Annotated in this window: 11 protein-coding genes; 5 read left to right on the plus strand and 6 right to left on the minus strand. The window is 67.9% G+C overall.

Annotation, left to right across the window (positions count from 1 at the left end):
• Positions 1-214: 214 nt before the first annotated feature.
• Both EV640_RS01950 and EV640_RS01955 read right to left on the minus strand, forming a co-directional pair.
• Entirely contained in the window at positions 215-1,036 is an 822-nt protein-coding gene (locus EV640_RS01950; RefSeq protein WP_133725622.1) for an HAD family hydrolase, read from the minus strand.
• 96 nt (positions 1,037-1,132) lie between these two features.
• The gene (locus tag EV640_RS01955) at positions 1,133-1,546 is read right to left on the minus strand and encodes a hypothetical protein (protein WP_424991606.1); all 414 of its coding nucleotides are present in this window, start codon (positions 1,544-1,546) and stop codon (positions 1,133-1,135) included.
• Positions 1,547-2,098: 552 nt separating this feature from the next.
• On the opposite strand from EV640_RS01955, the gene EV640_RS01960 reads away from it, so the two are divergent.
• Entirely contained in the window at positions 2,099-2,914 is an 816-nt protein-coding gene (locus EV640_RS01960) for an SDR family oxidoreductase (protein WP_133725624.1), read from the plus strand.
• Positions 2,915-3,054: 140 nt separating this feature from the next.
• Here EV640_RS01960 and fbaA read toward each other — a convergent pair whose 3' ends face one another.
• The 3 genes from fbaA to EV640_RS01975 all read right to left on the minus strand — a co-directional run bounded on the left by fbaA (position 3,055) and on the right by EV640_RS01975 (position 7,413).
• The gene (gene fbaA, locus EV640_RS01965) at positions 3,055-4,077 is read right to left on the minus strand and encodes a class II fructose-bisphosphate aldolase (protein ID WP_036474562.1); all 1,023 of its coding nucleotides are present in this window, start codon (positions 4,075-4,077) and stop codon (positions 3,055-3,057) included.
• A 61-nt stretch (positions 4,078-4,138) separates the two neighbouring features.
• Positions 4,139-6,418 carry an MMPL family transporter gene (locus EV640_RS01970; RefSeq protein ID WP_133725625.1) on the minus strand — a complete coding sequence of 760 codons (2,280 nt, stop codon included), beginning with the start codon at positions 6,416-6,418 and terminating at the stop codon, positions 4,139-4,141.
• A 236-nt stretch (positions 6,419-6,654) separates the two neighbouring features.
• Positions 6,655-7,413, minus strand: a complete 759-nt coding sequence (locus tag EV640_RS01975; RefSeq protein WP_133725626.1) for a helix-turn-helix domain-containing protein — start codon at positions 7,411-7,413, stop codon at positions 6,655-6,657.
• A 219-nt stretch (positions 7,414-7,632) separates the two neighbouring features.
• Here EV640_RS01975 and cynS point away from each other — a divergent pair, with 219 nt between their 5' ends.
• Genes cynS through EV640_RS01995 form a run of 4 tightly spaced genes read left to right on the plus strand, consistent with a single transcriptional unit; the run spans position 7,633 to position 11,069 of the window.
• Positions 7,633-8,085 (plus strand): cyanase, encoded by a 453-nt coding sequence (gene cynS / locus EV640_RS01980; protein WP_036474563.1) that lies wholly within the window; start codon positions 7,633-7,635, stop codon positions 8,083-8,085.
• Positions 8,086-8,087: 2 nt separating this feature from the next.
• Entirely contained in the window at positions 8,088-9,326 is a 1,239-nt protein-coding gene (locus EV640_RS01985; RefSeq protein ID WP_166645843.1) for an ABC transporter substrate-binding protein, read from the plus strand.
• On the plus strand, positions 9,323-10,210 hold the full coding sequence (locus EV640_RS01990) for an ABC transporter permease (protein ID WP_084479448.1): 888 nt from the start codon (positions 9,323-9,325) through the stop codon (positions 10,208-10,210). The genes EV640_RS01985 and EV640_RS01990 overlap by 4 nt, the downstream gene beginning before the upstream one ends.
• A gap of 46 nt (positions 10,211-10,256) precedes the next feature.
• Positions 10,257-11,069 carry an ABC transporter ATP-binding protein gene (locus tag EV640_RS01995; RefSeq protein WP_133725628.1) on the plus strand — a complete coding sequence of 271 codons (813 nt, stop codon included), beginning with the start codon at positions 10,257-10,259 and terminating at the stop codon, positions 11,067-11,069.
• Positions 11,070-11,140: 71 nt separating this feature from the next.
• On the opposite strand, the gene EV640_RS02000 is transcribed toward EV640_RS01995, so the two are convergent.
• Positions 11,141-14,587 carry a pyruvate carboxylase gene (locus EV640_RS02000; RefSeq protein ID WP_133725629.1) on the minus strand — a complete coding sequence of 1,149 codons (3,447 nt, stop codon included), beginning with the start codon at positions 14,585-14,587 and terminating at the stop codon, positions 11,141-11,143.
• Between the last annotated feature and the right edge of the window lie 139 nt (positions 14,588-14,726).

Below are 14,726 nucleotides of genomic sequence, written 5' to 3' on the forward strand. Positions count from 1 at the left end.
GTGGAGAATTCTGGAGAGTCACGCACCGGGTCAGCTGAGTCACGCCGCTGACATCGTGCGATTCCACGATTCACTCTAGGGCGCGCATTCTGCGCCCTCCAACCTGGAACAGGCCAGTTGGTCAACCTGTCACGCACTGTTAACACAGTGGCGTTTTTCCTGTGACGCAGATTACATGATGAAGCGGGCCTGCGGCCCTGAGCAGGACCTCTTGTCAGACCGTCGCGGCGCTGTGTGACCAGGCGTCGATGGTCTGGGCGAGGGCGTCGAAGTCCTCTACCCGATGATCGGGAGTGCCGAGGCCGGTGCCGAATCGGTCGATCAGCACAGTGGTGCCGCCGAGGGCATGCACGTGCTCGAGGTCATTGGCCCAGATGTCCCCGGCGGAGAGCACCTGGTCTGCGGCTGTCCGGGCTTGCGCATCCCCGCCGGCGCCCCGGGCGCTCTCGAGCGCCGCGGGCATGCCGAGGGGCTTGCGGGCATCATTGATGACCAGGTCGAAGGCCTCGCTGAGCCCGAGTGCGTGCAGCCAGGGCGCGAAAGCCTCAGCCGGCGAGTTGGTCACCAGCACGACGACGGCGCGCCGTCGGGTCTCAGCGAGCAGCTCCGATGCCCCGGACGGCGCGTGCACGTCGGTGTTCTCCAGCCCATGGGCCAACAGGTCCCTCCGTGCCGCCCGGAAAGACTGCCCGGAGTCGGCGTCGGTGAGTCCCGCCTGGCGTGCGAGCAGCTGGACCAGCTGATAGCCGTCCTGCAGCGGCCAGGAGACGGGATGCGCCTTGGCGTCCTCATGGGTGGCCTCGCTGCCCACGGTGAGCGGCGTGCCGGCGTCGTCATACTGGATCTGCGGCACCAGCAGCGAGTTCGCCGAGAACGCCCGGCTGACGATCTCGTGGACGCTGCTCCCCACGAGGTGTCTGCTCAGGCCACGTTCGGCCAGCAGGGCGTCGACGCGGTCGGCATAGAAGAGCACCGGGGCGTCGCCCAGGCAGAGCGTGCCGTCGAAATCGAGCAGGAGCAGCTTTTCGCGGGTCATGCACGTCGCTTTCTGCGGGGGTCAGCGTGCAGGTTCAGTTCCACGCGAGCCGTGCCCCGCAATCCGTCGCCGGTCAGCCAAGTCCGGGCTGGGCGGTTACTTCTTCTTGCGGTCGGCCTTCTTGCCGGAGCTGATCAGCGAGATGGCGATGGCGGCGAGCCAGGTGTCCTTGGCCAGCGGGGTGCCGTCCTGGGTGGGGCGGACGCCGTCGGACTCCGTCATGCCGTCGTTGCGGAAGTACATGCTGAGCATGCCGGCGGTGAAGGTGCCCAGCGCGAGGCCGGCCACCCGGTTGCTGACGAAGGGTGCGAGCAGTGCGCCGCCGAGGGCGATCTCTCCCCAGGCCAGGGCCTTGCCGAACTGCTCGGGAGAGAGCTGCTTGACCGCGGGCACGCCGGTGGCGGCCATGCCCTGCATGCCGGCGGCGGAGTCGGCATCCAGGCCGAGCTTGCCGATCCCGGAGTTGAGGATGAAGGCTCCGGGGACGGTGCGCAGTGCGATGGTCGACATGTTCATGAGGTTCTCCGACTGTTGTGGACGCCCGGCCGCCTGATGCGGTGGCCGGTGAAGACGATTTCCCAAGGCTCAACCCTACCGAGGGTGCGGCCATTCCCACGCTCCTGTCAGATCAACGAGGCGTGCCAGCCGAGTGCGTCGGCCGAGCATGTCGACCGAGTGCGTCGGCGGCGTACGCCAGCCTGGCGATCTTCGGCGCCGGATACATGGCGTTCTCCGGTATGCAGATCCTCTGGACACGGTTGGTCTGGTCCGATCACGCTGGGGCGGAGCAGCTCCAGGGCCTCGCGCGAATTTGTCCCATCCCGGTGCCGGATCCCATGGAAATAGCGATGCGACGGAGCCACAGGGATGCGACAGTCTGCCAGGTGGGGTGGGCCAGGGGGTGACGGGAAGGCGGAGGCGCTCCGCGTGACTCCCTCCTCCTAGAGCCCAGACCCCCGAGCGTCGGAGCCGACTCGAGAAGACCATCAACGTCCACGTGACGCCGCTCGCGCAGCGCAGCTACAGCTCCGGCTGGGAAGTCTGATGTGGTGCAATGACTCCATGCAGCCCGCACCCGCCACCGACCTCTCCCGTGATCCACTCCCTCTGCGGGGACGGAACGTGCTGATCACCGGGGTGAGCCGGTGGGCCGGAATCGGCTACGCCACGGCCTGCCGGATGGCCGCCTACGGGGCCAGCGTCTTCTGTCACCACTACGCACCACATGACCGCGAACAGTCCTGGGGCGCCGACGACATCTCGCTGGTGCTCGACGGCGTCCGCAGCCACCTCGTCGGCGATGCCCAGGTCGCGGATGTCCATGCTGACCTGGCCGATCCGACAGGTCCGGACCAGGTGATGCAGGCGGCAGTCTCCGCGATGGGCTCGGTCGACGCGCTGGTCTGCAATCAGGCGCTCAGCGGCCAGGATGGGGCGCTCGGCGAGCTCACCGCCACGCAGCTCGATCGGCACTGGGCGGTGAACGCTCGAGCCTCGATCCTGCTGGCTCAGGCCTATCTGCGGCAGCATCCCGATGCAGGTGCCGGATCCATCATCTTCCTGACCTCCGGGCAAGGGCTGGGACCCATGCCCGGCGAGGTGGCCTACGCCGCGGCGAAGGCGGCGCTGGCCGGAATCACGGCCACACTCTCGGAGCAGCTGATCGGCCGGGGCATCCGGGTCAACACGGTGAACCCGGGCCCGGTGGACACCGGATACCTGGGGCCTGAACTCTGGAAGGATGTCGCCTCGATGTTCCCGCTGGGCCGCTTCGGCGAGCCTGATGACCCGGCGCGGCTGATCGCCTGGCTGAGCACCGACGAGGCTTCCTGGATCACCGGGCAGACCATCAACACCGAGGGTGGGTTTCGTCGCTGAGGCGGATAATCCCAGCGAACCATCCGCCGCAGGTCTACGATTTCTCCCCCGAGGGCAGACACGACGACGGCGGCCGTCCTCCATTCAGGAGGGGCGGCCGCCGTCGTCGTTGCTCGGCGCGCGACGCCGGGCGTTGCGGGTTACTTGATGGACTTGCCTGCCGAGCCGAGGCGCTGGGAGGCCTCGACGATGCGGGCGGCCATGGACTCTTCGGCCTTGGCGCCCCAGACGCGCGGGTCGTAGGTCTTCTTGTTGCCGACCTCGCCGTCGATCTTGAGCACGCCGTCGTAGTTGGCGAGCATATGGCCGGCCACCGGGCGGGTGAAGGCGTACTGCGTGTCGGTGTCGATGTTCATCTTGATCACGCCGTAGGACACGGCGTCGGAGATCTCCTGCTCGGAGGAGCCGGAGCCGCCGTGGAAGACCAGGTCGAAGGGCGCTTCCTTGCCGTACTTCGCGGCAGCCTGCTGCTGGATGTCCTTGAGGATCTCCGGGCGCAGCTTCACGCCGCCGGGCTTGTAGACGCCGTGGACGTTGCCGAAGGTCAGCGCGGTCATGTAGCGGCCGTGCTCACCCAGGCCGAGAGCCTCGATGGTCGCGGTGGCGTCTTCGATGGTGGTGTAGAGCTTCTCGTTGATCTCGTTCTCCACACCGTCCTCTTCACCACCGACGGTGCCGATCTCCACCTCGAGGATCTGCTTGGCGGCCGCGCTGCGGGGCAGCAGCTCGGCGGCGATGCGCAGGTTCTCCTCGAGGGTCTCCGCGGAGCCGTCCCACATGTGGGAGTTGAAGATCGGGTCGCGCCCGGCCTTGACCTCAGCCTCGGAGGCCTCCAGCAGCGGCAGCACGAAGCCGTCGAGCTTGTCCTTGGGGCAGTGGTCGGTGTGCAGCGCGATGTTCACGCCGTAGCTCTTGGCGACCTGCTTGGCGAAGGCGGCGAAGCCCAGCGAGCCGGTCACCATGTTCTTGACGCTGGCGCCGGACCAGTACGCGGCACCGCCGGTGGATACCTGGATGATGCCGTCAGACTCGGCCTCGGCGAAGCCACGGATGGCGGCGTTCAGGGTCTGCGAGCTGGTGACGTTCACCGCGGGGTAGGCGTAGCCGCCAGCCTTCGCGGAATCGATCATCTGGTTGTACTTGTCCGGGGTTGCGATAGCCACGTGTGAGCTCCTTATTGCGATAAGTCAAAGACGGCAACATCATTGGTGCGCTGCCGTCATCCTATCGGGGTTGAGCGGCCGGAGCCGAGGAATCTTCCGAGATATCTGCGGATTCATCTGGACCGGAATCCTCAGCACCGGGCGTGGTCACCTCCTGCTTGGCCCAGCGGTCACCCCTGCCGATCTTCGAGGGCCACCAGAAGCGGTGACCGAGGTCGACGCCGATCGCCGGCACCTGCAGGGTGCGCACGATGAAGGTGTCGATCAGCACGCCCAGAGCCACCAGGAACGCCAGCTGCACCATGAACATCAGCGACAGCACGCCCAGGGCGGCGAAGGTCGCGGCCAGCACGATGCCGGCGCTGGTGATGACGCCGCCGGTGATCACCAGCGAGTACAGCAGCCCCTCCTTCGGTCCGCGCCGGACGGTCTCCTCCCGGGCCCGGGTGGCCAGGAAGATGTTGTAGTCCACACCCAGGGCGGTGAGGAAGACGAAGCCGAACAGCGGCACCGTCGGATCGGCGCCGGGGAATCCGAGGATGTAGTTGAACACCAGGGCAGAGATGCCAAGTGCCGCGGTGTAGGAGAGCACCGTGGTGAGCAGCAGGACCACCGGGGCGGTGACCGAGCGCAGCAGCACGATCAGGAACGCCAGGATGACCAGCAGCACGATCGGGATGATCGTGATCAGGTCCCGCTGAGCGGTCTCATTGGTGTCCAGCTGGGTGGCGGTGGTGCCGCCGACCAGCGCCTCGCCTTCGAGCGCACCCAGCTCCCCGCGCAGCTCGCTGATGGTGCGTTCGGCCTCGAGGGAGTCTCCGGAGTCGGTCAGCGTGACCGAGAGCTGGTTGTAGCCGTCCACCTCGTTGGCGTCCTGCGGACCCTGGGCCGGCGCGCCGGTCTCGGCCACCGCGTAGACCTCGCCGACACCGTCGCTGGCCTCGACGATCTCGAGCGCCTCAGCGAGCTCCTCGGCAGGGACGAAGACGTTGGCGGGAGCCCCGGTGCCGGCGTCGAAATGCTCCTGCAGCATCGCCTGGCCGTCCTTGGCGTCGGTCTGGCCCAGCACCTGTTCGGACTGCGGGACGCCTTCGGCCTTCAGGTCGAGCACGCCGACCGACGCGACCAGGAGCAGGCCGGTCACCACCAGCCAGATGACTCGGGGGCGGGCGCGGACCTTTTCGGCGACCACGGCCCACAGGGTCCGGCGCCGCGAGGCGTGTTTGGTGCGACGGGTCTGAAGGTCCGGGTTCAGGGCCTGAGCCTGTTCCACCGCGGGCCGGGGCGCGTGCGGGACCTTGGGCCAGAAGACCGGGCGGCCGAAGAGCGCGAGCATCGCGGGCAGGAAGGTCAGCGTGGCGAGCATCGCGAAGACGATGCCGGTGCTGGCCACCGGGCCCAGCGCCCGGTTGGAGTTCAGGTCGGAGAAGAGCAGGCAGAGCAGCGCGGCGGCCACGGTGCCGCCGGAGGCCAGGATCGCCGGGGTGGAGCGGCGCCAGGCGATCCAGAGCGCGTCGAAGCGGTTCTCCCGGGCGAGCAGCTCCTCGCGGTAGCGGGCCACCAAGAGCAGCGAGTAGTCGGTGGCGGCGCCGATGACCAGGATCGAGAGGATCCCCTGAGCCTGGCCGTTGAGCGTGATCCATTCCATCTTGGCCAGCTGGAAGATCACGGTGATGGCGCTGGAGAGCGCGGCGATGGAGGAGAGCAGCACCAGGAAGGGCAGCAGCACCGAGCGGTAGACCACCACGAGGATGACGAAGACGGTGATCACCGCGACCAGCAGGAGCAGTCCGTCGATGCCGGCGAAGGCGTTGGCGAAGTCATCGGAGAGCGCCGCCGGACCCGTGACGTGAGTGGTCCACTCCTGCGCGGAGAGCTCGGCATCCACCAGACCGCGCAGCTCTGCGACCGCGCCGTCCTCCACCGCAGCCTCTTCCATCAGCACCAGCACCTGGAAGGCCTCGCCGTCTTCGGAGATCTGCGGCGGCAGGGAGCGGTCGACGCCGTCGAGCTCGTTGATCTGCCCCACGAGGGCCTCCAGCTCACCGAGAGCCTGTTCATCGACCTCGCCGCTGGCGGGCTCTCCGATCAAGGTGGCGGGGATGGAGTCGTCGTCGGAGAAGCCCTCGCCGAGCTCCAGCGCCCGTGTGGACTCTGCGTCGGCGGGCAGGAAGGTGGTCTGGTCGTTGGTGGTGATCTCGCCGACCTTGTCGAAGGTCTGACCGCCCACGGCGGTCACCCCGAGCCACACCAGCACCAGAATGGCGGGGATCAGGATCCTGATCCAACCGGGTTGGGGACGACTGCGCCCCGGGGTCTTCGTCGTCGCGGTCTTCGTCATCACGTCATTCTCGCTATCGCTACCGCCGGACCGCGTGATCCGCCGCGCGCCATTGCGCGAACAGCCTGGGTCTGAGCCTGAATCAGAGCCGCCGCTTCCTCAAATGCAAGGTGCTGAGGGAACGAGGGCTTCTTACCGGACAACTCTACTGCCCGGGCCGACACCAAACGCGATGTCTCACCCGGTCGAGTGAGGGTGTCCAGCCCTTGAAGGGACGCGTGCCTCCAGGCCAGGCCTCAGTCGAGCGCCAGAGTCCCGGGCATGGTCTTGGTCTGCGCGGGCGCCCTGCCGTAGGTGCGGCGGTAGGCGCGGCTGAAGGTCCCGACGTCGTTGAACCCGCTGGAGAAGGCCGACTCGGCCACTCCGGTCCCCTGGGTCAGAAGCAGGTGGCCCCGCTCGAGCCGGGCCCGGCGGATCTCCTGAGCCGGTGAGGTGTTCGCCTGCGCGAACATGGTCTGCAGAGTGCGCAGCGAGACACCGGCCCGCCCGGCCAGGCGGTCTGGGGACAGCGTCGGATCCTGGCAGTGAGAATCGATGTAGGTCCTGATCTCGGCGAAGCTGCGGCTGGACTCGGCGTCCAGCCGAGCCCCCGGCGACCCTGGCGCCCCGGCGGAACCCGAGGACTGGCGCGGGGTGAAGGTGAGCAGCCTATGGTCGGAATCCCCGAGCGCCCTGAGCCTCCAGCGCACCCGCAGCGAGCGGCCGCGACGGTCGATGAACTCCTCGGCGTGGCTGTGGCTCACCGTTCCAGGGGCGGTCACGATCGGGCAGGCCTCCCGCGGGTAGGGAGACCCGTCGGCATGGCGCGGGTGCAGCGCCTCGTGGCTGCAGCGACCCACGAGCTCGCTGCCCTGGCTATAGCCGAGCACGGTGGCCGCGGCCTCATTCACCAGCGCGACCGACCCGTCGGGCTCGATCAGCCAGAGCGGAGTGGGTGCTGCGTCAATGAGGGAGCGCAGGACTCCCTCGCCGTCGAAGGTCATCTTGAAGAGCATCTCCTTCCGGCGCCAGGACCGTTGTTCCACAATTTTAGGACCGCACTGTTTCCCTCAAGAGGCCCGAATATTTCAGCCGGGTTAAACCATTGCCGTTTGCGCGAATCGTCGGATGATCCGCGCAGATCGCCTTGTTGGCCGGTTCCGCACCGACCTAGGTTCGGAATCGCGCCGGGGCCACTCCGGGCCGGCGCCGTCGAAAAGAGGAGGACGAGACACGTGGAGCCGTTCATCAGCAAGAGAGAAGCCGCCGAGCACATCCGGGTGGCCCGCCATCGGGCAGGAATCACCTGGGCGCAGATCGCCGAACAGCTGGGGGTGGCGAAGGAATGGAGCACCGCCGCCCTGCTCGGCAGCCACCCCATGACCGCAGCCCAGGCCACCGTGGTGCAGGAGCTGCTGAGCCTGGACGACGCCGTCACAGAGGCCCTGCAGATGCAGCCCTACCGCGGACCGCTGAGTGAGGACGTGCTGGCGGATCCGACCATCTACCGCTTTCAGGAGGCCCTCATGGTCTACGGCCCCACGATCAAGGAACTGATCCATGAGGAGTTCGGCGACGGCATCATGAGCGCGATCAACTTCCAGCTCGACGTCGCGCGTCGCGCCCACCCCGATGGGGACCGCGTCGTCGTGACCTTGGACGGCAAGTTCCTCGATTACCGGTGGTGACCGTGGGACACCGTCACCTCTCCCGGCGCAACCTGCTCAGCCTCGGCGGCGGGGCGCTCGGAGCGAGCCTGCTCGCCGGGTGCACCCCCACCGGAGGCGCCCCGAACACCAACCCGCTGGGGATCGATTTCAGCGCGGCCCTGGATCCTGCCGGGGACCTCGAAGTCCGCGACGTCACGCTGGGCTTCGTGCCGATCACCTGCTCCTCCCCGATCATCAACGCCGCCGCCATGGGAATCTTCGAGCAGTATGGGCTCAACGTGACGCTGCAGCGCTACACCGGCTGGGGTGAGCTGTGGATCGCCTATGTCGCCGGAGAGCTCGACGCCACCCAGATGCTCAGCCCGATGCCGCTGGGCATCCATCACAACTTCGCCGCCGGCCAGCGGGATTCTCGGATGCCCTACATCACCAATGTCAACGGGCAGGCCATCACGCTGGGCACCGAACACATGAATCGGGTGCGCGGCGCGGAGGACTTCCGCGGCCTGAGAATCGCGGTGCCCTTCGACTACTCCGGGCATAACCTGCTGCTGCGGGACTACCTCACACTGGGTGGGCTGGACCCGGACTACGACGTCGGCATCCAGGTGATGCGCCCCTCGGACATGGTCGCCTCGCTCAACGTCGGCGACATCGATGGCTTCCTCGCCCCGGACCCGTTCAACCAGCGCGCCGTCGCCCTGGGAGCCGGCTACCTGCACATGCTCTCCAAGGACCTCTGGGACGGGCACCCCTGCTGCAGCTTCACCGTGGCCGATGAGTTCGCCTCCGCGTATCCGAACACCTACACCACGCTGCTGCGGGCCATCGGAGATTCAGCGCTCTGGACCGACAGGGAAGAGAACCGCGCCACTGCGGCAGAGACCATGGCGGGGCGCGCGTTCCTCAGCCAGGACCCCGCGGTCATCGCCGCGGTGCTCACCGGCGAGTTCGAGGACGGCACCGGGACCACCCGGTCTGTTGAAGACCGCATCGGCTTTCGCCCCTACCCCCACGAGTCCTATGCGATCTGGGCGCTGACCCAGCTCCAGCGCTGGGACCTCGCGCCCACCGCCGGCTACGAAACAGCGGCGGACTACCAGTCCGCGGTCCGCCAGGTGCTCGACCCCGACGCGGCAACCCCGATCCTCGAGGCGCTCGGCGCAGACACCACCCCGCGGGAGACCGAGACCATCATCGGACGCAGATTCGACCCGGCGGATCCGCTGCCCTGGACCGAGAAACAGGTGAACCTATGAGCACCCAGACCACTGAGACCACAGAAGCCCCCGACACCACCGGTGCGGCGCAGCAGCCGCACACCAACACCGCCCCAGAGGCGCTGCAGCAGCGGGCGAGGGCCCAGCGCACCCGGGACCGGATCCAGACCACCGGACTCTTCGTGATCTTCTTCCTCGGGTTCATCGGGATCTGGCACCTGGCCACCGTGGGTCTCGACGACGGCGGCCTCGCCCCCACCCCCGGGGCCACCTGGGACCGGCTGTTGGAGATGCTCGGCACGGCCTTCCTGCTGGACGGGCCCAACAACGTGGGCATCTTCTACCACCTGCTCGCCTCCATCCAGCGGGTGCTCCTGGGCTTCGGCCTGGCCGCGATCATCGCCGTCCCGCTGGGCCTGCTGCTGGGAACCTCCCGGGTGATCCACGACGGCATGGACCCGTTCATCCAGATCCTGCGCCCGGTCTCACCCCTGGCGTGGCTGCCGCTGGGCCTGGCGCTGCTGCGCGATTCCCAGATGACCGCGATCTTCGTGATCTTCATGGCCGCGCTCTGGCCGATCCTGGTCTCGACCATCGACGGGGTCCGCCGGGTCAACCCGCTGTTCCTGGATCTGGCGAAATCCCTGGAGACCGACACCAGGACCCGGGTCTTCAAGGTCCTGCTTCCGGCCACGCTGCCCGCCATCGTGACGGGTCTGCGCACCGCGCTCTCCACGGCCTGGCTGGTGATCGTCGCCGCCGAGATGATCGTCGGCGGCCGCGGGATGGGCCACTTCGTCTGGAACGAATGGAACGCGCTGAACACTCCCAGCATCGTGGTGGCCATCGTGATCATCGGCGGCGTCGGCTTCCTGCTCGACCGCTCGATCGCCCAGCTGCAGCGCCTGGTCCCCAAGTCCTGAGACACCCACGCCCGAGACGAAGCCCGAACCATCAGGAGACCCAGACATGACCGCCGAGACTCTTCCTGCAGCGCACACCAGCACCGAACCGGTGGTGAAGCTCGAGGGCATCACCAAGGGATTCCCTGATCGGAAGAAGGGCTTCCAGCGGATCGTCGGCACCACCGACGTCGACATCGAGGAGGGTGAGTTCATCACGATCATCGGCCCCTCGGGCTGCGGCAAGTCCACCATCCTGAAGATGATCGCCGGCCTGGAGTCGGTCGACGAAGGCACGATCTCGCTGGCCGGGCAGCCGATCACCGCACCGAGCCGGGAGCTGGGCATCGTCTTCCAGCAGCACGTGCTGCTGCCTTGGATGTCCGCCCGACAGAACGTGCTCTTCGCGCTGGAGACCGATCCGCACAAGAAGCGCAGCAAGCAGGAGCTCGAGTCGCTGGCCGATGAGTATCTTCAGCTGGTGAACCTCTCCCACGCAGCAGACCGGCGGCCCACCCAGCTCTCCGGCGGCATGCAGCAACGCGTGGGAATCGCCCGGGCCTTCGCGCTGGAGCCCAAGGTGATGCTGCTCGACGAGCCCCTCGGGGCGCTGGATGCGCTCACCCGGCACGAGCTGCAGCTTCAGCTGTTGGAGCTGTGCGAACAGCAGAAACGCACCTGCATCATGGTCACCCACGACGTGGACGAGGCGCTGCTGCTCTCCGACCGGATTCTGGTGATGGGGGCCGGACCGAATGCGCAGATCGTCCACGACATGAAGGTCCCGTTTACCCGGCCGCGTGATGTGGAGAACCTGGAGCAGGACCCGAAATATCACGAGCTGCGCAGCTTCCTGCTGAACTCGCTCACCGGGCACTGATGCTCATGTGACGGGGGCCCCGCTGAGCGCGACGGGACAGCCCCACCACAGTCACCGGCCTGTCCGAAGAACTACTCGACGACGAGGAGCAGATCTCCGCCGTCGACCTGCCGCACGCCGCTGATCACCGCCCGGGTCACGGTGCCCGCGACGTGGCTGGTGATCCCGGCCTCCATCTTCATCGCCTCGATGGTGGCCACGTTCTGCCCGGCTTCCACGGTGTCGCCCTCTTCGACGGTGAGCGAGACCGCTCCGGCGAAGGGCGCGGCGACGTGGCCAGGCTTGGAGGTGTCGGCCTTCTCCGCCAATGCCACGGTCGCCTCCACCGAGTCATCACGAGCGCCCACCTGGCGAGCCTGACCGTTGAGCGTGCACATCACGGTCCGCACACCCTTGGGGTCAGGGTCTGAGACGGTCTGCAGCGTGACCAGCAGCCGCACGCCCTTGCCCAGAGAGATGACGTGTTCGTACCCGGTGCGCATCCCGTAGAGGAAGTCCCGGGTATGCAGCACCTGAACGTCGCCGTACTTCTCCCGGGCCGCCTCGAAGTCCTTGGTGGGACCCGGGAAGAGCAGCCGGTTCAGCGTGCGGCGCCGCTCGGCGGCGTCGGCTGATCGCAGGGCTTTGGAGTCTTCTTCGCTGAGCTCCTGGTCCAGGGGCTTGATCGTGCGGCCTTCCAGCGCCTTGGAGCGGAACGGCTCGGGCCAACCGCCTGGCGGGTCCCCAAGCTGACCGGCGAGGAACTGGATCACCGAATCGGGCAGGTCGAAGCTCTGCGGATTGGCCTCGAACTCCTGCGGGTCCACGTCCATGCCGACCAGCTGCAGCGCGAGGTCCCCGACCACCTTGGAGGAGGGGGTGACCTTCACCAGCCGACCCAGCATGGTGTCGGCCGCGTGGTACATGTCCTCGATGTTCTCGAACCGCTCCCCCAGGCCCAGCGCGATGGCCTGCTGGCGCAGGTTCGAGAGCTGACCACCCGGGATCTCATGCCGGTAGACCCGGCCGGTGGGGCTGGTCAACCCGGATTCAAAGGGTCGGTAGATCGAGCGCACGGCCTCCCAGTAGGGCTCCATGGAGGCCACGGCCGCCAACCCCAGGCCGGTGTCCCGTTCGGTGTGCTCCAGTGCCGCGACCAGGGCGGAGGCCGGCGGCTGGGAGGTGGTCGCGGCCATCGAGGCCACGGCGACGTCCACGGCGTCGACCCCGGCTTCGGCGGCGGCCAGCAGGGTCCCCAGCTGGCCCCCGGCGGTGTCGTGGGTGTGCAGGTGCACCGGCAGGTCGAAGCGTTCCCGCAGCGCCGTGACCAGCGTCTTCGCCGCCGAGGGACGCAGGAGTCCGGCCATGTCCTTGATCGCAAGGATGTGCGCGCCGGCGTCGACCATCTGCTCGGCCAGACCGAGGTAGTAGTCCAGGGTGTAGAGGTCCTCGTCCGGGTCCGAGAGGTTCCCGGTGTAACAGATGGCAGCCTCGGCCACGGCGGCGCCGGTCTTGCGGACCGCCTCGATGGCCGGGACGATCTGGTTCACGTCGTTGAGCGCGTCGAAGATCCGGAAGATGTCCACCCCCGTGGCGGCGGCCTCAGCCACGAAGGCGTCGGTGACCTCCAAGGGGTAGGGGGTGTAGCCCACGGTGTTGCGCCCGCGCAGCAGCATCTGGATCGGGATGTTCGGCAGCTCCGCGCGCAGCAGGCGCAGCCGGTCCCAGGGGTCCTCGGTGAGGAAGCGCAGCGCGACGTCGTAGGTGGCCCCGCCCCAGGCCTCCACTGAGAACAGCCCCGGAGTCACATGGGCCACGGCGGGCGCGGCGGCCAGCAGGTCGCGGGTGCGCACCCGGGTGGCGAGCAGCGACTGGTGGGCGTCGCGGAAGGTGGTGTCGGTGACCGCCAGCGCTGTCTGTGCCCGGAGCTTCTTGGCGAAGCCTTCGGGGCCCTCTTTGATGAGCACCTGGCGCCAGCCCTCGGGCTTCGGGTGGTCCGAGGGGCCGTCGAAGGGGCTGCGGTCGGGCTCGTCGCGCTTGTCCCCGGGGAAGTGCGGGAGCTTGTCGCGCGGGTCGATGCCCTCCACGCGGGGACCGTGCGGCTGGTTCACCGTGATGTCAGCCAGGTACTGCAGCGCCTTCGAGCCTCGGTCCTGGGAGCGGTTGATCTTGGCCAGCTCCGGGTGGGCGTCGATGAAGTCGGTGGCCACGTCTCCGGCGAGGAATTCCTTGGAGTCCAGCACGTTGAGCAGGAACGGGATGTTGGTGGCGACCCCGCGGATCCGAAACTCCGAGAGCGCGCGGCGGGCACGGGCGATGGCGGTCTGGTGGTTGCGACCACGGGCGGTGAGCTTGACCAGCATCGAGTCGAAGTGCGGGCTGATCTCGGCTCCGGCGTAGACCGTGCCGCCGTCGAGCCGGATGCCCGAGCCGCCGGCGGAGCGGTAGACGGTGACGGTGCCGATGTCGGGGCGGAACTCGTTGGCCGGATCCTCGGTGGTGATCCGGCACTGCATGGCGGAGCCCCGGACCCGGAGGTCTTCCTGCCTGATGTCGAGGTCCTCGAGGGTCTCGCCTGCAGCGATGCGCATCTGCGCGGAGACCAGGTCGATGTCGGTGATCTCTTCGGTGACCGTATGCTCCACCTGAATGCGCGGGTTCATCTCGATGAACACGTGCTGGCCAGCACGCTCACCGACGGTGTCCACCAGGAACTCCACGGTGCCGGCGTTGCGGTAGTTCATGGCCTTGGCGAAGGCCACGGCGTCGCGGTGCAGCGCCTGGCGGATGTCCTCGTCCAGATGCGGGGCCGGTGCAATCTCCACGACCTTCTGGTAGCGCCGCTGCAGCGAGCAGTCACGCTCGAAGAGGTGGACCACGTTGCCCTCGCCGTCGGCGAGGATCTGGACCTCGATGTGCCGGGGGCGCAGCACGGCCTGTTCCAGGAACACCGTGGGGTTGCCGAAGGCGGTCTCGGCCTCGTGCATGGCCGAGCGCAGGGATTCGGCGAGGTCTTCGCGCTTGTCCACCCGGCGCATCCCGCGACCGCCGCCGCCGGCGACGGCCTTGACGAAGATCGGGAATCCGATCTCCTCGGCGGCGCGAGTCAGCTCCTCGGTGTCCTTGGAGGGCTCGGAGCTCTGCAGGACGGGAACGCCGGCCTTCTTGGCGGCGCGCAGGGCCTTGACCTTGTCACCGGTGGATTCCAGGACATCAGCGGGCGGGCCGATGAAGGTGATCCCGGCAGCCTCGGCGGCGCGGGCCAGATCGGGGTTCTCGGAGAGGAATCCGTAGCCGGGGTAGATGGCGTCGACGCCGGCGTCCTTGGCGACGCGGATGATCTCCTCGATGTTCAGGTAGGCGCGGACCGCGTGGCCCTCCTCGCCGATCCGGTAGGCCTCGTCAGCCTTCTGGCGGTGGAAGGAGTTGCGGTCCTCATGGGGGTACACGGCGACGGTGCGCGCCCCGAGTTCGACGCCGGCGCGGAACGCCCGGATGGCGATCTCCCCGCGGTTGGCGACCAGGATCTTCGAGAACATAGGTGCAATCTCCCTCAACTCATGGCACCGCCACCTCATTGTGGCGGCGTTGGAGCGATCCTACCGGGTGGTGGGTCTGGGGAGGAGGGGGACGGTGACCCACGGAGGCCAGACTCGAAGCCCCAAGCCCCTCTCCGAG

The organism is Nesterenkonia aurantiaca, assembly GCF_004364585.1.
GTDB classification, from domain to species: domain Bacteria; phylum Actinomycetota; class Actinomycetes; order Actinomycetales; family Micrococcaceae; genus Nesterenkonia; species Nesterenkonia aurantiaca.